This window comes from Flavobacterium rhizosphaerae, from assembly GCF_046000445.1.
Lineage (GTDB): Bacteria > Bacteroidota > Bacteroidia > Flavobacteriales > Flavobacteriaceae > Flavobacterium > Flavobacterium rhizosphaerae.
The window spans coordinates 41084-68065 of the sequence record NZ_JBELPZ010000004.1 but is presented as its reverse complement, the minus strand read 5'-3'; the positions used below and the strand labels follow the sequence as shown (position 1 = coordinate 68065).

The following is a 26982-nucleotide window of genomic DNA, read 5'->3' as shown; positions in this document are numbered from 1 at the left end:
GCGGCGCTTTGTTTATATAGTCAATTCGGAAGTTCAGTCGTTATTTACCAGTTCATTTTGATTACGGAAAACGAGTTTGCCATCAAAACTATCCAGTAATATAATACTATCGGTGGTAACTTTACCGGCAAGTATTTCTTTACTCAACTCGTTCATTACCTCTTTTTGTATTACACGTTTTACCGGGCGGGCACCAAAATCGGGGTCATATCCTTTTTGAGATAGGTAATCAATTGCCTCGGGGGTAGCATCAAGTGTAATGTTTTGCTGTGCCAGCAGTTTAGATACCCCTTTAAGCTGTATGCTTACAATTTCCCTTATGTTTGCTGCCGTAAGCGGTGTAAACATTACTATATCATCAATACGGTTTATAAATTCGGGCCTAACCGTTTGTTTCAGCAAGCCAAGCACTTCTACTTTGGCAGCTTCCATAGCGGTTTCAACATCCTTAATGGCTTCAAATTTTTCCTGAATTATGCCGCTGCCCATATTGCTGGTCATAATTATGATAGTATTTTTAAAATCTGCCAAACGGCCTTTATTATCCGTTAAGCGCCCTTCATCAAGCACCTGCAGTAAAATATTGAAGGTATCGGGGTGTGCTTTCTCTATTTCATCAAGCAATACTACGCTGTAAGGTTTTCTGCGTACTGCTTCAGTAAGCTGCCCGCCTTCATCATAACCAACATATCCCGGAGGCGCACCTACCAATCGGCTTACACTGTGGCGCTCCTGGTATTCGCTCATATCAATACGCGTCATGGCATTTTCATCGTCAAACAGGTAACCTGCAAGCGCTTTGGCTAGTTCTGTTTTACCAACGCCTGTTGTACCCAGAAAAAGAAACGAGCCTATAGGCTTTTTCTGATCCTGCAACCCGGCACGGCTACGGCGCACAGCATCACTAACCGCTTGTATGGCCTCCTCCTGCCCTACTACACGCTTATGCAGTTCGGCTTCAAGGTTAAGTAGTTTTTCACGTTCGCTTTGCAGCATTTTGGTAACCGGTACCCCTGTCCATTTAGCAACAACCTCAGCAATATCCTCACTGGTTACCTCCTCTTTAATAAGGGTTTCGCCCTTTTGTGTTTCCTGAAGCTGTTTTTCCATAGCATTTAGCTGCTCTTCTGCTTCCTTAATTTTACCGTAGCGTAATTCTGCCACCCTTCCAAAATTGCCTTCGCGCTCTGCTTTTTCGGCTTCCACTTTATAATTTTCAATATCGGTTTTGGCAGCCTGAATATTATCTACAATATCTTTTTCGCTTTTCCAGCGGGCAAATATCTCGTTGCGTTCTTCTTTAATATTAGCCAGTTCCATTCCCAGCGATTTAAGCTTGGGCTCATCATTTTCACGTTTAATGGCTTCTATCTCAATTTCAAGCTGCATTATTTTACGGTCTAACACGTCAAGCTCTTCCGGCTTGGAGTTAATCTCCATCCGTAGCTTACTCGCGGCTTCATCCATAAGGTCAATTGCCTTGTCCGGTAAAAACCTGTTGGTTATATAGCGTTGCGATAATTCAACTGCCGCAATAATGGCATCGTCTTTTATACGCACCTGGTGGTGGGCCTCATATTTTTCTTTAATTCCCCTCAGTATGGAAATAGCGCTTTCGGTATCCGGCTCATCAACCATTACTTTCTGGAAACGCCTTTCCAACGCTTTGTCTTTCTCGAAATACTTTTGGTATTCGTCAAGCGTTGTAGCACCAATGGCACGCAGTTCCCCACGGGCAAGGGCGGGTTTTAGTATATTGGCTGCATCCATAGCGCCATCGCCGCCTCCTGCCCCAACAAGCGTATGTATCTCATCTATAAAGAGTACAATATCGCCCTCAGCCTGGGTTACTTCTTTTACTACAGACTTAAGCCTTTCCTCAAACTCGCCTTTGTATTTGGCTCCTGCAATCAGGGCACCCATATCCAGCGAGTACACTACCTTATTTTTAAGATTTTCAGGTACATCGCCCTGAATGATACGGTGTGCCAAACCTTCGGCAATAGCAGTTTTACCCACCCCAGGCTCACCTACAAGCATAGGGTTGTTTTTAGTACGGCGGCTTAGTATCTGCAACACGCGGCGAATTTCTTCGTCGCGCCCAATAACCGGGTCAAGCTTACCATCATTGGCAAGCTGGTTTAAATTTTTGGCGTATTTGTTAAGCGAATTGTAGGTTTCCTCTGCACTGGCACTGGTAACCCTGTCGCCTTTGCGTAACTCTTCAATAGCAGATTTTAAGCCTTTCTCTGTTACGCCCTGGTCTTTTAATATTTGGGCTACCTTACTTTTAGAAGGAAATATTGCCAGAAGCAGATGCTCAATACTCACAAATTCATCATTCATTTTACGGGCAATATTGCTTGCCTCGTTAAGTGTAGTGGCCGCATCTCTTGATAAACTCATTTCACCACCCTGTACTTTAGGAAAGCTCTGCAGGGTAGCATCAAGCACCTGTGTAAAGAGTGGTACATTTACATTGAGTTTTTTCAGTAAAAACGGCGTAACATTTTCGTCAACCTCCAGGATAGCTTTCACAATGTGTTCATTTTCTATCTGCTGGTGGCCAAAGCCCTGGGCTATTTGTTGTGCCCTTTGTATGGCTTCCTGTGATTTTATAGTAAAATTGGCAAAGTTCATATCGTTATTTCATTAAATTTGATATGTGTATTTCAATTTATATTCCAATAAGTAAAATCTGACAATTTGACCTGTTTATGAGTTTTTAAAATCATGAAACAGACATTTTGTCCTAAAAAACCGCAATCATGGGAGTTTTTGATAAATTATTCGGTAATTCTGACAATAAAGGTACAACAGGCAGCGCAATAAAGTGGAACGATTTAACAGAACTAAAACAATTGGATACTATTGTAGAAGAGTCTGCTGAAACGCCTGTTATTATTTTTAAGCACAGTACCCGTTGCCCTGTAAGCCGTATGGCGCTGAAGAATTTTGAAAATGAATACAGCCTTGAAGAGGATGAAGTAAAACCTTATTTCCTGGACCTGATACAATACCGCGATGTAAGCAATGAAATAGCCTCACGCTTTAATGTGGTACACCAAAGTCCGCAAATTTTATTAATTAAAAACGGGCAATCGATCTATGATACCTCACACGGTGATATTGATGCGGGTGTTGTGAAGGAGAAGATATAGTATATAATATTCTATAATTTTGTTAAATTTACTTCTAAAAACTTACTTATGACTTGGGAGGTAATAGGAGTAGTTACTGGTATTATAGCGTTAGCTGTTGCAATTCAAACTTATCACAGACAATTCAATATTCCTCCTCCAGTTTTTCCAGAGCAAGAACCAACGGCTGAAAAAGAAAATCTGAAGGCTCATTTCAAAATGAACCAAAGAATTTCCTTAAAGATACAAGCATTACTTCAAAAGCAAATTGATTTAGGCTTTGGAAATAATCTCATATTTGGAACATACACTTTTATAAAGTATTATGAATTTGTAAAATCTGAATATGAAGATAATCTAAACGATAATCTATATAATAACTTAGATACTCTGCCTGTGAATAAACATCATATTGATAGTATGGTAAAATCTTTACAAGCACAGTTTCAAAATCTTCAACTTGTAAAGAACCATCTCAAATTACTATGAGGTGTCACTTAATTTTTTAAAGTGTAAATTATCACATTGCCTTTTCCATCTTCTCCCTTATTTCTTCAAGGCATAAATTATTAATACTCCCTTCATGGGTATGTTTAGTAGCTTTTGGCGATACAAATGTGCCGTTTTCCACCTGTTCGCCCACAATTTTATAAGCATCACGGAAAGGTACTCCCTGGGCTACTAATTCATTAAGGGCATCTACTGTAAAAAGATAATCGTATTTTTTATCGTCCAGGATATTTTCATTCACCTCAATTTCCTTTATGGAATAATGCGCCATTTCAAGGCACGATTTTAAGGTTTGTAAAGCAGGAAACAAGCCTTCTTTCAATAACTGGAATTCCCTGTGGTAACCGCTCGACAGGTTATTGGTAATAAGGGTAATTTCATACGGCAATGCCTGAATTTTATTGCATTTACCACGAATAAGCTCAAAAATATCAGGGTTCTTTTTATGCGGCATAATGCTGCTCCCTGTTGTTAAATGCTGTGGCAGGCTGATAAAATTGAAATTCTGGCTCAGATACAATGTTATATCCATCGCCAGCTTAGATAATGTTCCTGCTACCGATGCAATGGCAAAAGCAGTAGTTTTCTCTACTTTACCACGACTCATTTGCGCTGCAACCGAATTATACTTGAGTGTAGAAAAACCCATCTCCTTAGTAGTGAATGTACGGTCTATAGGGAAAGAGCTGCCATAACCCGCAGCAGAGCCTAACGGATTTTGATCTGCTACCACAAGTGCAGCATTAAGCAGCGTAACATCGTCAATCAAAATTTCGGCGTAGGCCGAAAGCCACATACCAAAAGATGATGGCATAGCTACCTGCAGGTGCGTATAGCCAGGCAATAGTATATTTTTATACTTTTCGCTTAAGGCCATTAGCAGGTCAAAAAGTTCTTTAACCTGTGCTTTTATGGTATTCAGTTCATCTTTAAGGTATAAATGTACATCTGTAAGCACCTGGTCGTTACGGGATCGCGCTGTGTGTATCTTCTTTCCCGTATCGCCCAGTTTTTCAATCAGCAGGTATTCTACCTTGCTGTGCACATCTTCAAAAGTATCTTCTATGATAAAGTTACCTGCGTCAATATCAGCCTGAATCTGCTGTAATGCTGCAACCACGCTATCTGCTTCATCATTTGTAATTAAGCCTGTTTTAGCCAGCATTTTCGCCTGCGCCATAGAGCCTATAACATCATACTTAGCCAGTACAAGGTCAAGTTCACGGTCATTGCCTACAGTAAAAATATCCGTTTTTTTATCGGTTGGTATGCCTTTATCCCAAAGTTTCATTGTTTTCCTTGTTTAAAGTTTCAGGTTTAAAGTTTTCTTTATCTTTAATCCTTTATCAATCCCAAAAATGGGCTTAAAATCCTAATATACAACTCAATGCCTTCTTCAATTTCATGTACGTATATAAATTCGTCAGCGCTGTGGGAGCGGCTCGAAAGCCCCGGGCCCAGCTTTAGCGACTGGCAACTGAGCACCGACTGGTCGCTTAATGTAGGCGAGCCATAAGTTGTCCTACCCAAAGCCTCCCCGGCTTTTACAAGGGCATGATTTTTATCTATAGAAGATGAATTTAAGTGTAGCGAACGTGGTTTTACTTGTACTTTTGTACCAAAATTCGCTTCGAGCTGTGAAGTAATTATTGCCATAACCTCAGCATTTGTGTACCTGTCGTTCACACGTACATCTACCACAAGGTTACATTCGGCAGGAATTACATTATGCTGTTTTCCGGCACTTAAACCGGTAACTGTCATTTTCATCGGGCCAAGTACTTCGCTCACTTTTTCAAAACGGTAATCGCGGAACCACTCTATAACAGGTATCGCATTATAAACCGAAACATCATCATTAGGGTGAGCCGCATGTCCCGGTGTTCCTTTAACCGTTACATCAAGCACTAAAAGTCCTTTTTCTGCTATGGCAAGCTGCATTTCGGTGGGTTCTCCCACAATGGCAAGCTCAAGGTTAGGCAAGTGTTTTAAAACACTGTTAAGCCCTTTAGGCCCGCTACTTTCCTCCTCAGCCGACGCTACCATTACAATATTATAGTGCAGGTTTTCAGCTTCGTAAAAATAGGTAAATGTGGCAATAAGTGATACTAAGCATCCACCTGCGTCATTACTGCCAAGTCCAAAAAGTTTGCCGTCTTCAACAACAGGTTCCAGAGGGTTACGTGTGTACCCTTGGTTAGGCCTTACGGTATCATGATGGGAGTTAAGCAACAAAAGGGGTTTCCCTTCCTGAAAATTTTTATTGAAAGCCCAGATATTATTATTTTCCCTTTTAAATGATATGTTATTATTATTGAACCAGGCCTCTATAAGCAGCGCAGTACCCTCTTCTTCAGATGAAAAAGACTGTGTTGCTATAAGCTTTTTCAACAAAGTAAGAGCTTCCTGTGTTAGTGTATGTATTGTTTTCGCACTCATGCATTTGTGTTTTGGTTAGCGGCTCACTACAGTATATGTAATGTTACCTTTCAGCATTTCAGGGCTGCCGATGCCTATTTTTGTTACGCCCTGCTGTAATGCATTAAAGCAATTTTCCAGCTTGGGCAGCATGCCGCTGTGGATAACGCCTTTTTCCCTCAGGGTTTTATAGGTATCAAAAGTAAGGCTTTTAATAACAGAATTATCATCATTGCTATCCATCAAAACGCCCTTCTTTTCAAAGCAATATAGCAAATTCACATTAAAATAATTACTACAGGCTACAGCAAGCGTACTGGCAATAGTATCAGCATTTGTATTGAGTAACTGCCCCTTGCCATCATGTGTTATAGCACAAAATACCGGTATAACTCCATGCTGTATTAAAACCTGTAAGAGTTTGGCATTTACCGCAACAACATCGCCTACAAATCCAAAATCAACAGCAGCATTTTTTCTTTTCTCAGATAATATAATATTCCCGTCTGCCCCGGTAAACCCCATAGCATTACAGCCTTTTGCCTGAAGCTGTGCTACTATATCTTTATTAATCAGTCCGGCATACGTCATTACTGCAACATCAAGCATCGGTTTATCGGTAATCCTCCGCCCTTCGTGAAAAACGGCGGTTATCCCCAACCCTTCGGCTGTTTTGGTTGCAATCTTGCCACCACCATGCACCAGTATTTTATTACCTTTCATTGCAGCAAAATCAGCCAGGAACATTTTAAGCGCATCGGGGTTATCAATTACATTGCCCCCTATTTTTACAATGGTCAATTCCGGTTTACTTTCCTGCATCTTCCAGTATTTTGGTTAATATGGCCTGTGCAGCATAGGTACGGTTGTTAGACTGCGGAATTACAATAGAACTATCACTATCCAGTACAGCATCGGTAACAATCATGTTTCGGCGCACCGGCAGGCAGTGCATAAACTTACCGTTATCTGTAAGTGCCATTTTCTCTGGTGTAACCGTCCAAGATGGGTCTTTAGATAGTATTTTACCATACTCTCTATAACTGCTCCAGTTTTTAGCATAAATAAAATCAGCATCTTTAAAGGCCTCATCCTGATTGTGAGTTATGGCTACCCCTTTGGTAAATTCAGGGTTCAGCTCATAGCCCTCGGGGTGAGTAATTACAAAATCAACATCGGCTTTCTTCATTACCTTTACAAAAGAGTTTGGCACCGCATGCGGCAAAGCACGCGGGTGTGGCGCCCATGTCAGCACCACTTTAGGCCTTTCCTTTTTTTTGTATTCCTCAATTGTAAGGGCATCGGCAACTGCCTGTAACGGGTGTTCGGTAGAACCTTCAAGGCTTATAACCGGTACCGAGGCATATTTTTTAAAGGCACTGATAACATACTCTGCCTCGTCTTTTTCTTTGTCAGTAAGCGTAGGGAAACTCCGGATAGCAATAACATCACAGTATTGCGATACTACCTGCGCCGCTTCTTTAATATGCTCACTGCTGGCGCCATCCATCACTACACCATCTTCAAACTCCAACGTCCAGCCTTCGGTATTCAGGTTCATAACGATAGGATCCATCCCCAGGTTCAGCGCCGCTTTCTGGGTACTGAGCCGGGTACGCAAACTCGGGTTAAAAAACAGCAACCCAAGGATTTTGTTTTTACCCAGTTCTTTATTGGCAAATGGTGCTGCTTTAACCGACTTTGCCAAAGCAATGAGTTCGTTAAGGTTTGTAATATCGTCTACCGAAGTGAAGTTTTTCATTATGATTTAGTGTAATCTTTATAAGTTATAAATCTTTAAGTGCATTTTTAAGTCCTGCAAAAAACACATCTACATCCTGCTTTGTTATAGAAAGTGGCGGCAGTATGCGCAGCAGATTCTTTTGCGAGGCATTGCCCGTAAAAATATGCTCGTTGTAAATCAGTTTTTTGCGGAGTTCGGCCATATCAAAGTCAAACTCAAGCCCAAGCATCAGTCCGCGCCCTTTTATAGTTATAACCTGTGGTATTTCTACTGCCTTTTCTTTAAAATAAGTACTGATTTGGCTAACGTTGTCAATCAGGTTTTCTTTCTCAATGATTTCAAGTACCGAAAGTGCTGCCGCACAGGCTAAATGGTTACCACCAAAGGTAGTACCCAGCAAGCCGTACTTCGCCTCAAACTTAGGAGAAATCAGTATGCCTCCAATAGGAAAACCATTACCCATACCTTTGGCAAGGCTGATAATATCCGGGGTAATGCCATGCCACTGATGCGCAAAAAATTTACCCGAACGGCCGTAGCCACTCTGTATCTCATCCATTATCAGCACTACATTATTATCATTACAGGCTTTTTCAATGGTTTTAAAAAATTCAGTACTCCCCTGGTCCAATCCACCTACACCCTGTATGCCTTCAATAATTACACAACATACATCGCCTTTGGCTATTTCTGCATTAAAGGCTGCTTCATCATTCAGTGGTAAAAACACCACTTCATGCCCGGCATTTAGCGGAGCAACAATAGAAGGGTTATCTGTAGCGGCTACAGCAGCAGATGTGCGCCCGTGGAAAGCCTTTTTAAAAGCAATAACTTTTTTCTTCCCGTTGTGGAAAGAGGCCAGCTTTAAGGCATTTTCGTTAGCTTCTGCACCAGAATTGCAGAGGAAAAGTGTAAAATCAGGATAACCTGATAATGTAACCAATTTATCAGCCAAAGTAACCTGTAACGGATTTTCTATAGAATTGGAATAGAAGCCAATTTTAGCCACCTGCTCACTTATGGCCTTTACATAATCAGGGTGAGAGTGCCCGGCTGAAATTACACCATGGCCTCCGTAAAAATCAAGGTACTCCTGCCCTTTGTCGTCCCAAACCTTAGCGCCCAGCGCTTTTACCGGGGCTATGGTATAAATGGGATATACGTTGAATAAACTCATCGTTATATTTGTGGTTTATAGTTTATTGTTGTGGGTTCTTAAAACCCTTGTGCCTTTAATTTTAATCCCGTGGCTTCCTCAAGGCCGAACATCAGGTTCATGTTTTCTATAGCCTGTCCGCTGGCGCCTTTAACCAGGTTATCAATTACTGATGTAATCAATAAATAATCTCCTTTTTCTTCAAGGCTTATGAAACAGTTGTTGGTTTGCAATACCAGCTTCATATTTATTGCGTTTGTGGTGATCTTTACAAAAGGCTCCCCTTCATAATATTCCCGGTATAGTTTAACTACAGATTCAAAATCCGACTGCAGTTTTGTATATAATGTTGCAAATATTCCCCTTGGGAAATCTCCCCGGTTAGGTATAAATAAAACTTCCTGCTCAAAACTGTTCTGAAGCTGTTTAAGGCTTTGAATAATTTCGCCCAAATGCTGGTGCCCAAAGGCTTTATAATGCGACATATTACCCATGCGCCACGGGTGGTGTGAGGTAGCCGAAGTCATTACTCCTGCCCCGGTACTGCCTGTGGTAGCATTTACGTGTACCGTATCACTTAGCAGCCCGTTTTTAGCTAATGGCAATAATGCCAGTTGTATTGCCGTAGCAAAACAACCCGGGTTGGCAATATACTGTGCGGTTTTAATGGCATCCCGGTTTAATTCCGGCAAACCATATATAAACTTCTTACCTTTAAAAGACGCATCTTTAGAAAGACGGAAATCATTACCTAAGTCAATAACTTTTGTACTAACTGAAAAGTTATTCGCTTCTAAAAAAGAAAGCGACTTTCCGTGTCCAAGGCATAAAAAAACCAAATCAACATCAGGGTTAACGGTATCTGTAAAAGTATTTTCCAGCGTACCATATAAATCTTCGTGTACGGAAAACACAGCATTGCCTGCGTTTGTTGTGCTGTATACAAAATCAATATTGGCATTAGGGTGAAACGCAAGCAAGCGTAATAATTCCCCTGCTGTATAACCGCTTCCGCCAATAATGCCTATATTAATCATATTGTTCTTTGTTTACATGGGCATAAATATTTTGTGCATTGCCCACAATTTTTATAAAGCCTTTGGCATCATCTGCTGTCCATGCATTGTTAACCTCCCCATATTGGCCAAAACCGGAATTCATCAAATCATGTTCCGACTCTATACCATCTAATGAGAAATGATACGGCTTCAGGCTTACCGTAACCGTTCCGGTAACGGTTTTCTGTGTATCTTCAAGAAAAACCTCAATGTTACGCATTACCGGGTCAAGGTACTGCCCTTCATGAAACAGCATGCCATACCAGTTACCCAATTGCTCTTTCCAGTACTGCTGCCATTTACCAAGCGTATGTTTTTCAAGCAGGTGGTGTGCTTTTATAATAATAAGCGGTGCAGCAGCTTCAAAACCTACGCGTCCTTTAATACCAATAATGGTATCGCCCACATGAATATCACGCCCAATAGCAAAGGCTGAAGCTAGTTCTTCCAGCTTTTGGATATTTGCTGCAGGTTTATCAAACGTTCCGTTTACCCCTTTTAATTCACCTTTTTCAAAATAAAGGGTAACTTTTTCGGGTTCGGTTTTTTGTATTTGAGAAGGATATGCACTATCTGGTAATGGCTGGCCGGAAGTAAGGGTTTCCTTACCACCTACACTGGTACCCCATATCCCTTTATTTATAGAGTATTGTGCTTTTTCCCAACTATACTCCACACCATTTTTTTGCAGGTATTCTACCTCCTGCTGGCGGGTAAGTTTAAGGTCGCGTATCGGGGTAATAATTTTCATCTCAGGCGCTATGGTCTGGAAAACCAAATCAAAACGTATTTGGTCGTTACCGGCCCCAGTACTGCCGTGGGCTATTGCTTCTGCTCCCACTTTCTTGGCATAACGCACGGTTTCCAATGCCTGGAACACACGCTCTGCACTTACTGATAGCGGGTATGTATTGTTTTTAAGCACATTGCCGTATACAAGATATTTTATGGCTTTTTCATAGTACTTATCTATAATATCCAAATTTAAATGGTTAGCGCTGCCCAACTCGTAAGCGCGCTTTTCTATGGCCTGCAACTCTTCTTCGCCAAAGCCACCGGTGTTAATTAGTATGGTATGCACTTCATACCCCAGTTCGTTCTTCAGGTACTTAAGGCAGTAAGAGGTATCTAATCCCCCACTATATGCCAGAACCACTTTTTTTGTCATTGCTTTCTTTTTTTAGGAAAAGCGCCTGCTTTATGCTTTTTAGGCGTGCCAGCACTTTTTTATTGAATTCGTATTTTTCTTCTTTATTCTTTTTTTGCGCCGGGTCATACAACATACCGGTACACAGGCACATTTTATATTCTTTACGTTGCAAAATATCGTAGTTGTTACAGCCGCTGCACCCTTTCCAAAAAGTAGGGTCGTCAGTAAGCTCACTAAACGGAACCGGTTTATAGCCTAATTCAGAGTTTATTTTCATAACGGCAAGCCCCGTGGTTATACCAAATATTTTTGCCCCGGGATATTTTTGCTGAGAATAGTTAAAAACTTTCTCCTTAATTTTTTTTGCCAGCCCCAGATTGCGGAAATCCGGGTGCACAATAAGGCCGGAATTAGCTACAAACTTACCATGGCTCCAGCTTTCTATATAGCAAAAACCTGCAAATTTACCATCAACAATAGCTATAACAGCATCCCTGTTTTCCATCTTTTTCATAATGTATTCAGGGGTACGTTTGGCTATACCTGTGCCGCGTTGTACGGCAGAGTCATACATGGTATCGCAAATTTCCTGTGCAAATTTGTAATGTTCTTCTCCGGCAATTATAATAGATATATTCATTTCAGCAAACAGAAATAAATTATAAAGTTACAGTAAAATAAAATGGGTAAAAAAATCCGAAAGACGAACCGGGCGGACCGGCCCAAAAATAAATACAGACCTTACGGCCTGAAGCGCCCCGGGCTCAGGAATGAATTAAGGTTACTGATGTAGGCAAGGCCTACTAAAACAGTTGATGTAAAAACAGAGGTTGTTTTCAACGTTATTCAGGTTTTATGGTTGCAAATGTATAGCATTTATAGATACAAAATATGTAAGAAATAAAATAATAGTACAGATTGTTTAATTATCAAAATACCTGCCAAATAAAAATAAACAAGGCACTATTTTTTAAAATAATGCCCTGTTTATAAATAATATATTAATTAACTAAACTTGTTTTTTTTAGCTTAACGGGCACTTTTGTACTGATAATATTCCCTTATTGTCATTATATGCCCACTTACAGTTCTTCTCTTTCGTATTATATATACTACCAGGCTAACAATAAAACCGGATATTAAACCTATAAATAAAGAGGTGATTAAAAAACCGCTGAAACTAATATTATCAAAATTGAAGTTATTCCAAATTAGATAACCTGTAAACATCAAAGCCAGAATCGTCAGAAAAAAATATAGTAATTTCATTTTTATATAATATTTGGGTTAACATCTGTTTACATTTCAAATTTCTATAAATAAATCATTGCGTCATAGAACTTTATGAATATATAACTTTTGATTATATAATATTTTACCAGTTTTTACTTACAACAATTAATTGATTATATTTTTATACTTTTTAACGTTAATATTTTATAAAACTGTTATGAAAATAGCCTTGCAAGACTGAAATTTGTAGAAACACTTAAACAATTTATCATGAATCTCAAAAGAATATTTGGTTCTATACTAACACTTTTAGGAATAGCCGGCCTTATTTATGCCGCCTATATTTTTGCAAGCACCTCAACCGGGGAGTACAGCATTAAAACAACTTCTATTTACGGAATTGTAGGCCTGATATTTTTTATAGCGGGAATAGGGCTTATCAAACGTACCCGTGACGACTCTAATGTATAGTTAGCCCTAAACGTATTATAAACATCATTAAAAAAAATATTATGAGCAAAGACTTAGTAGTAAAACACAGCATTAAAATAAACGCACCGGTAACACGAGTATGGGAAATACTTACCAGGCCAGAGTACATAAGGCAATGGGATAAATTACCTGAAAATTTTGGCGATTATGAAATTAGCCCGGCTACGGTTATAGAATGGCCCGGTGAAAGCCGGCTTAGTGTAGTTGAATTTGAGGCCAATCAAACATTGCGTTATGATCTGTACATACCAACATGGGAAGAAGAAGTAAATGATGTTGGATATACTTACAGTCTTTCGGTAGATGATGACGGTTATACGTGGTTAACTATAGAAATAGGCAATTTTTCGATATTGGTAGAGGGTGATGAATATTATGAAAACAGCAGGGTGTTTGGCCACACAGCATCAGAAAAAATAAAACAACTTGCCGAAACAAACGACGTATTGTTGTAACAACAAACCATGCCAAAAATCAACTTACACCTGTTTGTAAGAAACCACGGTATTGTGTAACTTAGCAACCCGCAATACATGCTATATGAACATAACCATTACCAATAACACACTTACTGCTACTATAAATACCCTTGGTGCAGAACTAAATTCTTTACAGGATACCGCCGGGAATGAATATATTTGGGAAGGCGATCCAAAATACTGGGGTAAACACTCTCCGGTACTTTTCCCTATAGTAGGTACCTTAAAAAATAATTCATACCTGTATAATGGTGATGTTTATGCCCTAACCCGGCATGGATTTGCAAGGGATAAAGAATTTACGGTGAGCAATGAAACCGGTAATAGTGCAACTTTTACTGTAGCGGCTACTGATGATACGCTTAGGGTATATCCTTTTGATTTTGAACTTACAATTATCTATACTCTTACCGAAAACAATCTTGAGATAACTTATACCGTTACCAACAAAGGCGATAATAAAATGCTTTTTTCAATAGGCGCCCATCCGGCTTTTGCCCTGACCGGCAATTTTACCGATTACAGCCTGAAATTTGAAAAACATGAAACACTAACTGCTAACCTGCTGGAAAACGGATTGGTATCTGATAAAACCATGCCTCTTCCGCAGGAAAACGCTATCCTGCCCCTTGCTTATTCTTTATTTGAAAATGATGCCCTTATTTTTAAAAAGCTTGAATCAAATCAAATAACCATACAAAAGCAGGGCAATGATATGGTAAAGGTTTCTTTTGATGATTTTCCGCATTTGGGTATATGGACGGTTAAAGATGCGCCGTTTGTTTGCATTGAACCCTGGCAGGGATATGCAGATAATGCAAAAACCGACAGCATTTTTTCAAAAAAAGAAGGGATCAAAACACTTGATCCGGGAGAAGTTTATAAAGCCGGTTTTAGTATAGAAACATTAATAAAATAAATTTATTCACGCAACCAAAACCACGAGCCTGTATCTGTATAGTGTAATAAATATATAAATATGAAGATTGTAAAACTAAAATTTTTAAGTTTTTTATTAGTATTAGGCCTTTTAGCGGCCTGTAGCTTGGATGCTCCCGAGCAAAGCTGCAACTTTACCGCACAAATGTCTACCACAGGTGTAACTGGGCCAGATACTGCCGTTGTAAATGAGCCTATAACATTACAGGTCTCTTTTGTTATAGCTAACAGCTGTGGCGTTTTTTCAAATTTTCATGAAACTAATGGCTATCCAAAGAGTATTGTAGCCCGTGTAAATTATATAGGCTGTGATTGTGGTACAACATCAACTACCGGTACCCAGCCTTATGTATTTAAATCTGAACAACCGGGTGAATATATTTTAAGGTTTTTAACCGAAGATACCTCTGCCCCTATAGAAAAAACTATAACAGTAACAGCAGATTAATATCTTTCACTCTAAAGCAATAAAAATCTTCCTTTTTGAGGAAGATTTTTTAGTTTACAGGATGATTATATTGTTTTGGCGAAAAACGGCCCATGTATAAATATGCAAACCCTTTCTTAACTATATTGCTGTATTAAATTAATGTTAGTACATTTGCCTTCCTTATGCTGAAAACTGTAAACATATTAAACAAACGCGCGCGTTTTGACTACGAAATAATTGACCGCTACACAGCCGGTATTGTATTGGCCGGTAGCGAGATAAAATCTATACGCCTGGGTAAGGCTTCTATAGCCGAAAGTTTTTGTGAATTTCAGAATAATGAGCTGTTTGCCATTAATACTAATATTGAGCAATATACCTACAGTACCAATTTTAATCACGCACCAAAAAGCGAACGCAAATTACTGCTCAATAAAAAAGAATTAAAAAGCCTGGAGAAAAGTGTTCAGAATAAAGGCCTTACTATAATACCACTGCGCCTTTTTACTAACGAAAAAGGGCTTGCAAAACTTGAAATTGGGCTGTGCCGTGGTAAAAAGAACTACGATAAACGCGAAAGCATTAAAGAGCGCGATACTAAACGCGACCTTGACAGGATTAAAAAAGTATATAAATAAAAAAACCGGGACAACAGCCCCGGTTTTTTATTACTGAGATTGATTATTTAAACCCTACTATCTCTTCTTCTGCCGCTATAACCTGCTCTACATATTTTTTATATGCTGCATAATCGGCTATTTGAATATTATCCCATGGTACATTAACATCACGGGTTACTTTAAGCTTGTTTGGCGCCACAAGTTCATAGTTTAGTTTGTATTGATGGCCTTTATAAGTGTAGCTATGATTTTCAGGCAATTCTATAAATTTTTTCCCTTCAGGTATATCCAATATTATTTCTGAAGCATAATGGTTTATATATTCATACGAGGGGTAATTAATATCGTAATTACGGCTGTCTTTAGCTATAATATCACGTGTATAAATTTTATCAATAAAAGGGATTTCCAAAATACTAAGGCTCCCTACCGATTGCAGTTTCTCCGGGATAGAAAATTTTGTTAAAAACTTAATCTCAGGCCTAAAACGATCATTGCTTATAAGTTGGGCATCTTCAAAAGAAATTACTTTAGATAGCCTGCTATTAAAATTTTCTTCAAGCTCTTTCTTCCTTACATCGGCAGTAACAGCGTCTCCAAACAACTCATTAAAATAAGCTTTGAAACTTCCTTTAATAGTATGCTCATTTTCAATTTTTTTGGTAGTATCTTCTACTTTAATTGATGTTTTGGTATACACATCATTAACAATATTGTTTTTAAATGGTATTTTTATAAGGGTAGATTTTTCATTTTCTGCCTTGTCAAAATAAACAACCAGTGCATTGGCATTATAAAGGCTGGTCGGCAGGGCTTTGTAGGGAAGATAATTATCAGTCATCTCTAAAAATGTATCTTTTCCGTCTATTGTAACCCTTACAATACAATGGTTAAAGCTGATAGAAGGCAGTTTAAGCCAGTCGGTTCCGTTGCCATTAGTTTGTACCAAAACCAGGTTGGCTTTTAATTCGGCCTTTTCGGCCATTGCTACAAATAAGGTAGAAAGGTCTTTACAGTCTCCCAATTTAGAGGATATGGTTTTAGAAGGTTTTTGGGGCACATAGCCACTCTGTCTGAAATCTACCGAACTGTATGTGATATTTTCTTCTATATATTTATAAATTTTAAAAGCAATTTCATCTTCTCGCAACCCATCTGTTCCTTTAGGGAATATCTCATTATATACAGCAGTGGACTCTTTATCCAATATAAGGTTTTTCTTTACAAGGTCGGCATACCAGTTTGATATATCAGACCAGGATTTTATAGAGTTGACTGATATTCTGTTAGCTATATCGCTATACGGTTTTGAAAAATCTTCTTCAAGTGGTATAGAAGGTACATCTTTGCGCTCCCAGCTTATAAAATTACGGCCGTTAACCTTTTTAGTTTTAGAAGCTATTTCTCCGTTAAGTATATGATATTTAAATGTAACATCATTAGGGTATATTATACCAAAGTAAGCCTGCCGGGATGGATACACTCCATTAAAATAATAGGCTACATCAAAATCTTTATAAAATCGCCCATAACTGTTTTGAGTAGTTTCATACTGCACATAAACCACATCGCCTACCTTTAGGTTGGTAAATACTATATTACCATAATTTCTGTCTCCGGGAACCAAACTTCCGTCTGGTTTTACAATCTCTGCTTTTAAAATATTAAGCCCACTACCGCTAATTTCATATTCCTTGAGCTCTTCAATACCATTTTCGGCCGTAACTTCATAAATAAGGGTTGATTTTGTTTTTCTTCCTCCTTCGGGTAAAATATTTACTATATACTCATCTAAAAGCATGTTTATACCATAATCACAATACATTTTATCTTTCAAACTGCGGCGTTGCTGTATTAGTTTATAAATATCGCCTGTAGCTACCTGTTCTATCTCATCAGGCATTTTGGTTATATCATACAGGGTTTGCCTTAGTTTTGAATTACCCGAATTATAAATGAGCGACTCCTTAAAATATTTTTCTGCTTCCGAAACATCTCTGAGCGAATTATATCCCATTCCTTTTTTTTCCATAAGGCTAAAAGAGTACGGAAAGTTTTTAAGGCCGGCATCGGCATATTTTATACTGTTTTCATAGGCATTGTCATTATTAGCCAGTAAAATAACATCATCATACACATAATTAAAATACGGGTACCGTAACATACGCTCATTTACAATTTTCTGTACATCTTCTTTGCGGTTAGCCTCATAATAATATTGTAGCAGGCTGGTTTCGGCATCAGGGTACTCATAATTCTTTACAAGGTCTTCAAGTATGGAAATGGTTTTTTCCTTGTCGTTTTTTACACTTGTATACATTGTAGAAAACTGTAAAATATATAACTCATTATGATGTGATGTCCCCATTAATTCATCAATCTTTTTAAAAACAAGATCAATGTCAGAATTTCTGCTGGCTATTATAAAATCAAGTATTAAGCCATATTGCTGGCAAATAAGGTTTTTAGACCTGTCCCTCAATTTTTCAAGCTCATGTATGTTTGCTGTCTTTAAAAAATTCTGGTCGCTACATTTAGTGGCAATACTATAAAAATAATCTTCATCGTTAAGCTGGAGGTTTTTGGTAATTTCATTAGCCTTTTCATAATTTTCGGTATTGTTGTAATACGTAACAAGTTTGTGGTTAATGAGTGAACTGCCAGGGTATTTTTTTACCAGTTTTTCTATAGCCTCATAGGCTTTTTCATTCTTCTGATTATATGAATATGCATCAAAAAGCAATAGGGCAAATAATGGGTTATCAGGTTGCGATTTTACTTTTTCTTGTAAAAACACTTCAAAATCAGGGGCAACCTCTTCAGGGTTAATATCTGCAAGCGCGCTTTTTTGGTAATCTTTATAAGTATCATAATATACCAGATCAGTAAAACTTTTACTACTGATATCTTTAAGCGCTGCGAAAAAATAATCGCTTTTGCCTTTTAATGATGATTTAATCACCAGCCTGTTCATGCCTTTTTTCAGGTTAAATTTCAGTTGATAAGCATTCAGGTCAGTAGATTTTATTTTTTCGTTAGAATAAATTTCTACATCATTTAAAAATATTTTCAGCGGCCCACCTGCACCAAAATGTAAAACAGCCTGCCTGTCAGAAGGGGCTTCTACAAACGTTTGGGCATATATTATACCATTGCCATACTCACTTTCGTTAACATAAAAATGGTAGCCTTCGTTTTGAGTAGTAAGCGGGTTATACCAATTTACAATACCATTACTGTTGGCATTAAATGTTTTATCATTTTTAGCATAGTTTTCGGGGCCGTAATCTGTATACAGTCCACTGCCGTTTATATTTTCAAAAACCCCGCAATACTGCCATTTTGTAATAGCGCCAAGGCGTGCTATATAATTTTTATAGGAGTCAAAATTTCGGCGGCGCCTGTCAAAAATGGCTTTATTATATATAACAAACATATCATCTTTATACAAGTCATTTGCTGCCACAAAATCCATTTTTGCATAAGAATATTCATTGTAGCCATCAGTGCCCACATTACCTATACCAAAATTTTGGTACCATACCGGGTAAAGCAAATTTTTACTCTCAGGAAATTTTGAAAATTTTTCTAAAAACTGTGTGTCAAAAATCAACCGCCCTAATTCCTCATCTATTAAAGCATCAAGAATTAATAATTCTGGAGTTTGGCCTACCTTATTGCTAAAATTTTTATCAAAAAGTACACGGGCCTCACTACGCTTGTTTTCTAAAAGCAGGTTCCATACTTTATCAGGTGTTTTTTGAGAATATGCTGCGTTAATAAGCAACAGGAAAACAACAATAATTTTCTTCATTTACTAAATTTATTTGGTTGATTAGTTTTTATTTTCAAGCATAGGTACAAACCTAAATTCACCTACTTCATGTTTCTCAAAGCGGGTTTCGTCCTTACGTATTAGTATCGTCATAATCTGTACCTGGTTTTCACCACCAACAGGTATTATAAGCCTGCCGCCTATTTTTAACTGCGCCATAAGTGGTTTGGGTATAATAGGCGCCCCGGCCGTTACAATAATACTGTCAAAAGGGGCAAAATTGGGCAATCCCTTATAGCCGTCTCCAAAAGACAGGTGCTTAGCCCTCACACCAAGTTTGGGCAATAATAATGATGTAGCCTTAAAAAGTTCTAACTGGCGCTCTATGCTATATACCTTGGCCCCCATCGCGTGTAGTATAGCGGTTTGGTAACCGCTGCCGGTACCAATTTCTAATACTTTATCATCTTTTTTAACCTGTAACAGCTGAGACTGGTACGCTACAGTATAAGGCTGCGATATGGTTTGCCCTGCCCCAATAGGAAAAGGTTTATCTTGGTAGGCATAATCTTCAAACCCGGAATTAAGAAATAAATGGCGTGGCACTTTTCTCACAGCCTCAAGCACGTTGGTATCAGTAATGCCTTTTTGTTCCAAAAGGTTAGCTAACTGGTTGCGGAGCCCCTGATGTTTGGAAGTATCTTTCAAAACTTTAATAATGGTTATGGGGTAAAAATAGCAAAGTAAAATGTAAAAATCCAATTTGCATTACCATTTAATAGATGAAAATTTTCAACCTATTTAATATCATCATCTTTGGATATTCGGTGTAAATAATGTTACTTTTGTTAAAAAATATCCTTATGCTCAATATTGGCGTTTTAGGCGCAGGCCACTTAGGCAAAATACACCTGCGTTTGTTAAACCAGTCTGACAAATATAATCTTATAGGTTTTTATGACCCTAACAGTAAAAATGCTGATAAAGTTGCGGCTGAATTTGGTTATAAAAAATTTGACTCTATTACACAACTTATAAATGCTGTAGATGTGGTAGACATTGTAACCCCTACCCTTTCGCATCATGATTGTGCTATAGAGGCCATTAAAGCCGGGAAACACATTTTTATAGAAAAACCTATAGCAAATACATTACAGGAAGCACAGGAAATTATAGACCTTGCAAAACAGTATGGCGTAAAAGGGCAAGTAGGGCATGTAGAACGGTTTAACCCTGCATTTTTGGCTACACGCCATAAAATTGAAAACCCTATGTTTATTGAAACACACCGGCTGGCGGAGTTTAATCCCCGCGGCACTGATGTACCTGTGGTGCTGGATTTAATGATACATGATATTGATGTAATATTAAGCGTAGTAAAATCGCCTGTAAAAAATATTAATGCAAGCGGGGTATCTGTAATTAGCGAAACTCCCGATATTGCCAATGCCCGCATTGAGTTTGAAAACGGCTGTGTGGCTAACCTTACTGCCAGCCGCATATCATTAAAAAATATGCGCAAATCGCGCTTCTTTCAAAAAGATGCTTACATATCAGTAGATTTTCTTGAAAAAACCAGCGAAGTAGTTAAAATGAAAGATGCCCCGGAAGAACCAGGAGATTTTGATATGATACTGCAAAATGCAGAAGGTATTAAAAAACAAATTTATTTTGACAATCCTTCTATAACAGCTAATAATGCCATATTAGATGAGCTGGAAACATTTGCAGAAGCCATTAAAAGCAACACAAACCCAATGGTTACGCTTGATGACGGTACTAATGCCCTAAAAGTGGCACACCGTATTATAGATTGTTTTAATAAATAACCAAACTTATATACATGAAAAACGTAGCAGTAATAGGTGCCGGAACTATGGGTAACGGCATTGCACATACATTTGCACAAAACGGCTTTAATGTAAAACTTATAGATCTTTCTGAAAAAAACCTGGACAGGGCCATGAATACCATTGCCGGTAACCTGGACAGGATGATTACCAAAGGGGCTATAACCGAACAGGATAAACACAAAACTATAGGCAACATAATTACTTATACCGATATTAAAGATGGTGTAGTAAATACTGACCTTGTTGTAGAGGCTGCAACTGAAAATATTAACCTGAAACTCAAAATATTTAAACAGCTTGATGAGTTTTGCGATGAAAAAACAATATTAGCTACCAATACCTCATCTATATCTATAACCCAGATTGCTGCGGCTACCAATAGGCCGCAACAGGTAATAGGCATGCACTTTATGAACCCTGTGCCTATTATGAAACTGATAGAGGTTATACGGGGGTATAATACTACTGATGAAGTAACTAAAACCATTATGGAACTCAGTGAAAAACTGGGCAAGGTTCCGGTTGAAGTGAATGATTATCCGGGCTTTGTAGCCAACCGTATACTCATGCCTATGATCAACGAAGCCATTGAGGCATTATATAATGGCGTAGCGGGCGTATATGAAATAGACACCGTAATGAAGCTGGGCATGGCACACCCTATGGGACCTTTGCAATTAGCCGATTTTATTGGGCTTGATGTATGCCTAAGCATACTTAATGTAATGTATGATGGTTTTAAAAACCCTAAATATGCCCCATGCCCATTATTGGTAAATATGGTGCGTGCTGGCAAAAAAGGTGTAAAATCTGGTGAGGGCTTTTATGATTACTCAGAGTCTAAAAAGGCTGAAAAAATAGCGTATAAGAAGTAGCAGTTAGGTTTTGCCTGAAACTTTCAACCTGAAACTAAAATTATTTGGCAACTATAGTCCCTTTTAAAGCTGTACGCCCCACCCGGGATAAAGCAGCATTGGTAACTTCGCGTTCTTATGACGAATACAGCCCCGCAGAGCTGGCTTCGCAGCTGGACTATAACCCATTTTCGTTTCTGCATGTACTCAATCCTGCTTATGTGAACCAGCAAAAGCTTTCAGGGGCAACAAGGTTTACTTCAGTAAACCTTAAATATCAGGAATTTAAAACCGAAGGTATATTAAAAGAAGAAACAGCTCCGGTATTTTTATTATATGAAATACAAAGCCGTAATAACACATTTACTGGTATAATTGCCGCCACTTCTATAGCAGACTACAAAAATAACATCATAAAAAAACACGAGGACACCTTATCTTATCGGGTAGAGTATTTTAAAGATTACCTGCATCAGACAGGCTTTAATACCGAGCCGGTATTAATTACTTATCCTCAAAACAATACGTTGCAACAATGGATTACTGAGCGAAAGCAAAGGCGGCCATTGCATCTTTTTTCATCTTTAAATAAGGATAAACACACCTTATGGCGTATACGCGATGCAGAAGAAATACAATGGCTACAGAAGCAGTTTGATAATATCCCTGCACTGTATATAGCCGATGGGCACCACCGTTCTGCTTCGGCAGAAATGTTGTACGACCAGGATAAAGAAACAGGTAATGAGAACCTCAATTATTTTATGAGTTTCCTTATTTCTGAACATGACCTTAAAATTTATGAATATAACCGCGTTATACATAGCCTGCACGGTTTAAAAAAAGAAAATCTGCTTGAAGCGCTTGCCGTAGACTTTGAAATAGAGAACAAGCACCTTGAACTTTGGAAACCGGAACAAAAGTTTGAATTTGGCATGTATATGGATGGGGAATTTTATGCCCTGCGGTTAAAAAACAGGGTGTTTACTTCAGTCCGTGAGGCATTAGATGCACAAATATTATATGACAACGTATTACATCCGTTATTAGGAATTACTGATCTCCGTAGCGATGTGCGCATAGAATACCTGCCGGGTAGCAGGCCCATAACAATGCTGAAAGAACTTGTAGATAGTTATGAGGATGCAGTAGGTTTTACATTGTTTCCTGCATCAATAGAAGAGATCAAGGCATTAGCCGACAACAACCTTATCATGCCACCAAAAAGCACGTATATTGAACCTAAATTCCGCAGCGGGCTGGTAGTATATGAGTTATAATTTTCTTTTAAAACTGTCAACCGTAAACTACAAATCAAACCATGAGCATAAAAAATAACCTTCAACATATAAAAGCATCCCTCCCACCCCATGTTACTTTAGTAGCGGTAAGCAAAACTAAACCTATAAGTGATTTAATGGAAGCCTATAATGCGGGGCAGCGTATTTTCGGGGAGAATAAAATCCAGGAAATGACGGATAAATGGGAAGAAATGCCTAAAGATATTGAATGGCACATGATAGGCCATGTACAAACCAATAAAGTAAAATATATGGCACCCTATGTTAGCCTGATACATGGGGTAGACAGCCTGAAACTGCTGAAGGAGATAAACAAACAGGCAAAAAAGCATAACAGGGTTATTAATTGCCTGCTGCAAATGCATATTGCCGAAGAAGAAACCAAATTCGGGTTGAACCAGAATGAGCTGAATGAATTATTAGCTTTAGAAGAATTTAAGTCGCTCAAAAACATAAAAGTTACAGGCCTTATGGGCATGGCTACGTTTACCGAAGATGAAAACCGGATAAAAAAAGAATTTACTTATCTCAAATCAATTTTTGATGAATTGAGTATACAACCTCAAACTTTAAACTTTAAACCTGAAACTTTAAGTATGGGAATGAGTGGCGACTATCAGCTTGCCATAGCCTGCGGCAGTAATATGGTGCGTATTGGCAGCAGTATATTTGGCGCACGCAACTATGCTGAGTAAAGAGTTTTCTGCAACATCCAAATATTAAAACATATTGTTATCTTTGTTGTTTAGCCTCATTAATCAGGGATATTTTAGGGAATGTACGCAATACTTGATATAGAAACCACTGGTGGACAATTTAATGAAGAAGGAATAACAGAGATTGCTATTTATAAGTTTGACGGTCATGAAGTAACCGACCGGTTTATAAGCCTAGTTAACCCCGAAAAACCCATCCAGCCTTTTGTAGTAAAGCTAACCGGTATTAGTAATGCCATGCTACGTAGCGCCCCTAAATTTCATGAGGTAGCAAAACGCATTATAGAAATTACTGATGGCTGTATTCTTGTTGCCCATAATGCACAGTTTGATTACAGGGTGCTGCGCACCGAATTTAAAAACCTTGGATATAATTTTGAAAAGCAAACCCTTTGTACGGTAGAGTTAAGCCAAAAATTATTGCCGGAGCAACCATCGCACAGCCTGGGTAAACTGGTACGCTCACTTGGCATACCCATGAGCGACAGGCACCGAGCCACAGGAGATGCAATGGCTACGGTACAGCTTTTTAAATTACTATTAGAAAAAGATACCGAAAAAGAAATTGTAAAGAGCCTTATAAAAACAGAAAACAGGCAAGGGCTTGCCCCCCGCCTGTTAGACCTTTTAGAAAGTATACCTGCCGTTACAGGCCTGTATTACATTTACAAACAAAATGGCGATCTTATTTATATTGGCATGAGCCGTAATATTAAAAAAAGAGTAAATCAACATTTTACAGGCACATCGCGTAAGTCAAAAAAAATACAAAAACAGGCTTTTACCGTTACTTACGAAGAAACCGGCAGCGAACTTATCGCTATGCTTAAAGAGTGCCACGAAATAAAAAAGAACCGCCCACTGCTTAACCGTACACTTAAAAAAAATACATACCCCTTATCGTTATACCCGGTTAAAGATACTAATGGCTATATAGCCCTTAAACTTGAAAAAACAGATGGACGCAAGAAAGAAATTATTTCATTTACCGGAACTGCCGAGGCAAAAAGCGCACAGTATAAAATAACCGAAAGCTATACGTTGTGCCAGAAAATTAACGATATGGATCCTTCTTCTAAAAAAAGCTGTTTTCCTTATACACTGGGCAATTGCAACGGTGCCTGCCTGCAAAAAGAACCTGTTGAAGCGTATAATAACCGTGTGCAGAATTTTATTAATGCCAACAGCTTTTACAAACAAAGCATGGTACTGGTAGATCGTGGCCGTAATGTAAACGAACGCAGTGCCGTACTTATTGAAAATGGTGTATTTTTAGGTTATGCATTCTTCAGCCTTAATCACCAGGTAACCCACCTGGATATACTTAAAAGTATAATGGTACCTATAGCAAGTAATAAAGACAGTAAAAAGATTATCAGCGATTATATCCGCAAAAATAAAGCGCTTAAAATACTACGTTTTTAAGGATGGCCCTTTCAGAAAAATACCTGATAACCGTAATTGGCCCTACTGCTATTGGTAAAACCGCATTGGCTATAGAAATTGCCAAACACTTTAAATGTGATATAATTTCTGCTGACAGCCGGCAGTTTTTTAAAGAAATGACAATAGGTACTGCCGCTCCCTCTAAAGAAGAATTAAAAGCTGCCCCACATCATTTTATACAAAACATCAGTATTTTTGAAGAATACAGCGTGGGTGATTTTGAACGCGATGCTATCGCCATGCTCGATAGGTTATATAAAAAAGATGATGTTGCAGTAATGGTAGGAGGTTCCGGGCTTTATATAGATGCCGTTTTAAAAGGTTTAGACAACTTTCCGGATATTGAACCCGCCATACGGCAGCAGCTTATTAAAGAATATGAAACCAAAGGTATTGCATACCTTCAGGATGAGTTACAGCGGCTTGACCCACAACATTACAATAAAGTAGCTAAAGAAAACCCGCAGCGCCTTATGCGTGCGCTGGAAGTTTGTATTGGCACAGGTAAACCGTATTCTTCGTTTTTAAACAGTAAAAAAAGCAACCGTAATTTTACCTCTATACTAATAGGCCTTAATGCTGAACGGGAACTGATGTACGGGCGTATTAACCAAAGGGTAAACCTAATGGTACAGTCAGGTCTGGTTGAAGAAGCCAGAAACCTACATAAGTATAAAACGCTTAATGCACTGCAAACCGTAGGCTATAGGGAACTTTTTAGTTATTTTGATGGTGAAATTTCGCTTGATTTTGCCATTGAAGAAATTAAAAAGAATACACGCCGTTTTGCTAAAAGGCAAATAACATGGTTTAAACGTGCTGAAAATGCAACATGGTTTGATTTTGAAGCTCCGCCACAGGAAATTATTAATTATATAGAACAGCAAATCCATGCCAATAGCTAAAGATTTTACATCAGTATACAGCCATGAGTGGGAAATTAATTTTCTGCAATGTATGCCTAACGGGCAGCTTAAATATACAGAGCTGTGTAACCTGTTACAAATTACCGCAGGCTACCATGCTGAAAAAGGGGGGCTAAGCTTTACTGATATGCAGGAGCATGACCAGGCATGGGTACTTAGCCGCATGCGGGTAGAAATAGAAGAATTACCACGTTGGCGTGATACTGTTACTATAAAAACATGGATATATGATTTGCAGGGATCACGCTCTGTACGGGCACTGGAAATGTATTGTGGCGATAAAAAAATGGCGGGTTCTGTAACGTTTTGGGCTGTACTAAATACAAAATTGCGCAGGCCAGAGCCTCTTGCACTACCTCATGAGCATTTTATAAAATATCCTGATAGGCAGGCTACAGTGGAAAACTTTAAGCGGATTGAACTTGACCGGGAGGTAATTACTGCGGGGGAATACCAAGTGGCATTTTCTGACCTTGATATTGTTAACCATGCCAATAATGTAAAATACCTGGAGTGGTGCCTTGATACTATAAACCCCAAAAGGCTTTTAAAATCTGAACTGGAAAGTTTTGATATGAATTTTATAAAAGAGCTTCAATTAGGCGATACGGTTCAGATAGAAACATCCACAGAGGAGAAACAGAGTTTTTTTAGTGTAAACAAACAGGAAAATACTTGTTTTGCGCTGGAACTTAACTGGAAAAATAAGGAATAAAAAATCCTCCTATGCAGTTATGGCTGG

At 38.5% G+C, this 26982-nt stretch carries 25 protein-coding genes; 14 read left to right on the top strand and 11 right to left on the bottom strand.

Annotated features, from left to right (window positions below; all coding sequences use genetic code 11):
* Positions 1-33 precede the first annotated feature (33 nt).
* Positions 34-2640, bottom strand: a complete 2607-nt coding sequence (gene clpB / locus ABS766_RS05860; RefSeq protein ID WP_408084194.1) for an ATP-dependent chaperone ClpB — start codon at positions 2638-2640, stop codon at positions 34-36.
* Between the two features lie 128 nt (positions 2641-2768).
* Here clpB and ytxJ point away from each other — a divergent pair, with 128 nt between their 5' ends.
* Positions 2769-3161, top strand: a complete 393-nt coding sequence (gene ytxJ, locus ABS766_RS05855) for a bacillithiol system redox-active protein YtxJ (RefSeq protein ID WP_408084193.1) — start codon at positions 2769-2771, stop codon at positions 3159-3161.
* A 48-nt stretch (positions 3162-3209) separates the two neighbouring features.
* The gene (locus tag ABS766_RS05850) at positions 3210-3629 is read left to right on the top strand and encodes a hypothetical protein (RefSeq protein WP_408084192.1); all 420 of its coding nucleotides are present in this window, start codon (positions 3210-3212) and stop codon (positions 3627-3629) included.
* Between the two features lie 31 nt (positions 3630-3660).
* On the opposite strand, the gene argH is transcribed toward ABS766_RS05850, so the two are convergent.
* The 8 genes from argH to ABS766_RS05810 are packed head-to-tail and all read right to left on the bottom strand — an operon-like array spanning position 3661 to position 11816.
* The gene (gene argH / locus ABS766_RS05845; protein ID WP_408084191.1) at positions 3661-4941 is read right to left on the bottom strand and encodes an argininosuccinate lyase; all 1281 of its coding nucleotides are present in this window, start codon (positions 4939-4941) and stop codon (positions 3661-3663) included.
* A 44-nt stretch (positions 4942-4985) separates the two neighbouring features.
* Positions 4986-6089 carry a M20 family metallo-hydrolase gene (locus ABS766_RS05840; protein WP_408084190.1) on the bottom strand — a complete coding sequence of 368 codons (1104 nt, stop codon included), beginning with the start codon at positions 6087-6089 and terminating at the stop codon, positions 4986-4988.
* A gap of 15 nt (positions 6090-6104) precedes the next feature.
* Complete coding sequence (argB, locus tag ABS766_RS05835; RefSeq protein WP_408084189.1) at positions 6105-6890, bottom strand: acetylglutamate kinase; 786 nt, start codon at positions 6888-6890, stop codon at positions 6105-6107.
* Positions 6877-7830: an N-acetylornithine carbamoyltransferase gene (locus tag ABS766_RS05830; protein WP_408084188.1), complete on the bottom strand. Its 954-nt coding sequence runs from the start codon at positions 7828-7830 to the stop codon at positions 6877-6879. The genes argB and ABS766_RS05830 overlap by 14 nt, the downstream gene beginning before the upstream one ends.
* 25 nt (positions 7831-7855) lie before the next feature.
* Positions 7856-8989, bottom strand: coding sequence for an aspartate aminotransferase family protein (locus tag ABS766_RS05825; protein ID WP_408084187.1), 1134 nt, complete (start codon positions 8987-8989; stop codon positions 7856-7858).
* A 38-nt stretch (positions 8990-9027) separates the two neighbouring features.
* A complete protein-coding gene (argC, locus tag ABS766_RS05820) occupies positions 9028-10005 on the bottom strand; it encodes an N-acetyl-gamma-glutamyl-phosphate reductase (RefSeq protein ID WP_408084186.1) in 978 nt (325 codons plus the stop codon).
* A complete protein-coding gene (locus ABS766_RS05815; protein ID WP_408084185.1) occupies positions 9998-11194 on the bottom strand; it encodes an argininosuccinate synthase in 1197 nt (398 codons plus the stop codon). The genes argC and ABS766_RS05815 overlap by 8 nt, the downstream gene beginning before the upstream one ends.
* Positions 11166-11816, bottom strand: coding sequence for a GNAT family N-acetyltransferase (locus ABS766_RS05810; RefSeq protein WP_408084184.1), 651 nt, complete (start codon positions 11814-11816; stop codon positions 11166-11168). Before ABS766_RS05810 ends, ABS766_RS05815 begins: the two co-directional genes overlap by 29 nt.
* A gap of 863 nt (positions 11817-12679) precedes the next feature.
* On the opposite strand from ABS766_RS05810, the gene ABS766_RS05805 reads away from it, so the two are divergent.
* The 5 genes from ABS766_RS05805 (at position 12680) to smpB (ending at position 15387) form a co-directional block, all read left to right on the top strand.
* Entirely contained in the window at positions 12680-12880 is a 201-nt protein-coding gene (locus ABS766_RS05805; protein WP_408084183.1) for a hypothetical protein, read from the top strand.
* 41 nt (positions 12881-12921) lie between these two features.
* A complete protein-coding gene (locus ABS766_RS05800) occupies positions 12922-13356 on the top strand; it encodes an SRPBCC family protein (RefSeq protein WP_408084182.1) in 435 nt (144 codons plus the stop codon).
* A gap of 85 nt (positions 13357-13441) precedes the next feature.
* A complete protein-coding gene (locus ABS766_RS05795; RefSeq protein WP_408084181.1) occupies positions 13442-14299 on the top strand; it encodes an aldose 1-epimerase family protein in 858 nt (285 codons plus the stop codon).
* Positions 14300-14359: 60 nt separating this feature from the next.
* Positions 14360-14767 carry a hypothetical protein gene (locus tag ABS766_RS05790; RefSeq protein ID WP_408084180.1) on the top strand — a complete coding sequence of 136 codons (408 nt, stop codon included), beginning with the start codon at positions 14360-14362 and terminating at the stop codon, positions 14765-14767.
* A 164-nt stretch (positions 14768-14931) separates the two neighbouring features.
* The gene (smpB, locus tag ABS766_RS05785; protein ID WP_408084179.1) at positions 14932-15387 is read left to right on the top strand and encodes an SsrA-binding protein SmpB; all 456 of its coding nucleotides are present in this window, start codon (positions 14932-14934) and stop codon (positions 15385-15387) included.
* Positions 15388-15430: 43 nt separating this feature from the next.
* Here smpB and ABS766_RS05780 read toward each other — a convergent pair whose 3' ends face one another.
* Both ABS766_RS05780 and ABS766_RS05775 read right to left on the bottom strand, forming a co-directional pair.
* A complete protein-coding gene (locus ABS766_RS05780; protein WP_408084178.1) occupies positions 15431-19183 on the bottom strand; it encodes a DUF3857 domain-containing protein in 3753 nt (1250 codons plus the stop codon).
* Positions 19184-19204: 21 nt separating this feature from the next.
* On the bottom strand, positions 19205-19852 hold the full coding sequence (locus ABS766_RS05775; protein WP_408084177.1) for a protein-L-isoaspartate(D-aspartate) O-methyltransferase: 648 nt from the start codon (positions 19850-19852) through the stop codon (positions 19205-19207).
* A gap of 155 nt (positions 19853-20007) precedes the next feature.
* Between ABS766_RS05775 and ABS766_RS05770 the strand changes: the two genes are divergently transcribed.
* From ABS766_RS05770 to ABS766_RS05740, 7 genes are all read left to right on the top strand, one after another.
* Positions 20008-20973 (top strand): Gfo/Idh/MocA family protein, encoded by a 966-nt coding sequence (locus ABS766_RS05770; RefSeq protein ID WP_408084176.1) that lies wholly within the window; start codon positions 20008-20010, stop codon positions 20971-20973.
* Positions 20974-20987: 14 nt separating this feature from the next.
* Positions 20988-21872 (top strand): 3-hydroxyacyl-CoA dehydrogenase family protein, encoded by an 885-nt coding sequence (locus tag ABS766_RS05765; protein ID WP_408084175.1) that lies wholly within the window; start codon positions 20988-20990, stop codon positions 21870-21872.
* A gap of 44 nt (positions 21873-21916) precedes the next feature.
* A complete protein-coding gene (locus ABS766_RS05760; RefSeq protein WP_408084174.1) occupies positions 21917-23131 on the top strand; it encodes a DUF1015 domain-containing protein in 1215 nt (404 codons plus the stop codon).
* 41 nt (positions 23132-23172) lie between these two features.
* Positions 23173-23847 carry a YggS family pyridoxal phosphate-dependent enzyme gene (locus ABS766_RS05755; RefSeq protein ID WP_408084173.1) on the top strand — a complete coding sequence of 225 codons (675 nt, stop codon included), beginning with the start codon at positions 23173-23175 and terminating at the stop codon, positions 23845-23847.
* An 81-nt stretch (positions 23848-23928) separates the two neighbouring features.
* The gene (locus ABS766_RS05750; protein ID WP_408084172.1) at positions 23929-25293 is read left to right on the top strand and encodes an exonuclease domain-containing protein; all 1365 of its coding nucleotides are present in this window, start codon (positions 23929-23931) and stop codon (positions 25291-25293) included.
* 2 nt (positions 25294-25295) lie between these two features.
* Positions 25296-26219 carry a tRNA (adenosine(37)-N6)-dimethylallyltransferase MiaA gene (gene miaA, locus ABS766_RS05745; protein ID WP_408084171.1) on the top strand — a complete coding sequence of 308 codons (924 nt, stop codon included), beginning with the start codon at positions 25296-25298 and terminating at the stop codon, positions 26217-26219.
* Positions 26206-26955, top strand: a complete 750-nt coding sequence (locus tag ABS766_RS05740; RefSeq protein WP_408084170.1) for an acyl-[acyl-carrier-protein] thioesterase — start codon at positions 26206-26208, stop codon at positions 26953-26955. Before miaA ends, ABS766_RS05740 begins: the two co-directional genes overlap by 14 nt.
* Positions 26956-26982 lie beyond the last annotated feature (27 nt).

Coding starts and splice junctions, on each gene's coding strand:
- argB (WP_408084189.1), bottom strand. CDS start 6,890: ATGCAGGAAAGTAAACCGGAATTGACCATTGTAAAAATAGGGGGCAAT.
- ABS766_RS05755 (WP_408084173.1), top strand. CDS start 23,173: ATGAGCATAAAAAATAACCTTCAACATATAAAAGCATCCCTCCCACCC.
- ABS766_RS05750 (WP_408084172.1), top strand. CDS start 23,929: ATGTACGCAATACTTGATATAGAAACCACTGGTGGACAATTTAATGAA.
- ABS766_RS05765 (WP_408084175.1), top strand. CDS start 20,988: ATGAAAAACGTAGCAGTAATAGGTGCCGGAACTATGGGTAACGGCATT.
- ABS766_RS05810 (WP_408084184.1), bottom strand. CDS start 11,816: ATGAATATATCTATTATAATTGCCGGAGAAGAACATTACAAATTTGCA.
- ABS766_RS05805 (WP_408084183.1), top strand. CDS start 12,680: ATGAATCTCAAAAGAATATTTGGTTCTATACTAACACTTTTAGGAATA.
- ABS766_RS05815 (WP_408084185.1), bottom strand. CDS start 11,194: ATGACAAAAAAAGTGGTTCTGGCATATAGTGGGGGATTAGATACCTCT.
- ABS766_RS05850 (WP_408084192.1), top strand. CDS start 3,210: ATGACTTGGGAGGTAATAGGAGTAGTTACTGGTATTATAGCGTTAGCT.
- miaA (WP_408084171.1), top strand. CDS start 25,296: ATGGCCCTTTCAGAAAAATACCTGATAACCGTAATTGGCCCTACTGCT.
- ABS766_RS05780 (WP_408084178.1), bottom strand. CDS start 19,183: ATGAAGAAAATTATTGTTGTTTTCCTGTTGCTTATTAACGCAGCATAT.
- ABS766_RS05790 (WP_408084180.1), top strand. CDS start 14,360: ATGAAGATTGTAAAACTAAAATTTTTAAGTTTTTTATTAGTATTAGGC.
- argC (WP_408084186.1), bottom strand. CDS start 10,005: ATGATTAATATAGGCATTATTGGCGGAAGCGGTTATACAGCAGGGGAA.
- ABS766_RS05795 (WP_408084181.1), top strand. CDS start 13,442: ATGAACATAACCATTACCAATAACACACTTACTGCTACTATAAATACC.
- smpB (WP_408084179.1), top strand. CDS start 14,932: ATGCTGAAAACTGTAAACATATTAAACAAACGCGCGCGTTTTGACTAC.
- ABS766_RS05840 (WP_408084190.1), bottom strand. CDS start 6,089: ATGAGTGCGAAAACAATACATACACTAACACAGGAAGCTCTTACTTTG.
- ABS766_RS05800 (WP_408084182.1), top strand. CDS start 12,922: ATGAGCAAAGACTTAGTAGTAAAACACAGCATTAAAATAAACGCACCG.
- clpB (WP_408084194.1), bottom strand. CDS start 2,640: ATGAACTTTGCCAATTTTACTATAAAATCACAGGAAGCCATACAAAGG.
- ABS766_RS05770 (WP_408084176.1), top strand. CDS start 20,008: ATGCTCAATATTGGCGTTTTAGGCGCAGGCCACTTAGGCAAAATACAC.
- ytxJ (WP_408084193.1), top strand. CDS start 2,769: ATGGGAGTTTTTGATAAATTATTCGGTAATTCTGACAATAAAGGTACA.
- argH (WP_408084191.1), bottom strand. CDS start 4,941: ATGAAACTTTGGGATAAAGGCATACCAACCGATAAAAAAACGGATATT.
- ABS766_RS05830 (WP_408084188.1), bottom strand. CDS start 7,830: ATGAAAAACTTCACTTCGGTAGACGATATTACAAACCTTAACGAACTC.
- ABS766_RS05740 (WP_408084170.1), top strand. CDS start 26,206: ATGCCAATAGCTAAAGATTTTACATCAGTATACAGCCATGAGTGGGAA.
- ABS766_RS05825 (WP_408084187.1), bottom strand. CDS start 8,989: ATGAGTTTATTCAACGTATATCCCATTTATACCATAGCCCCGGTAAAA.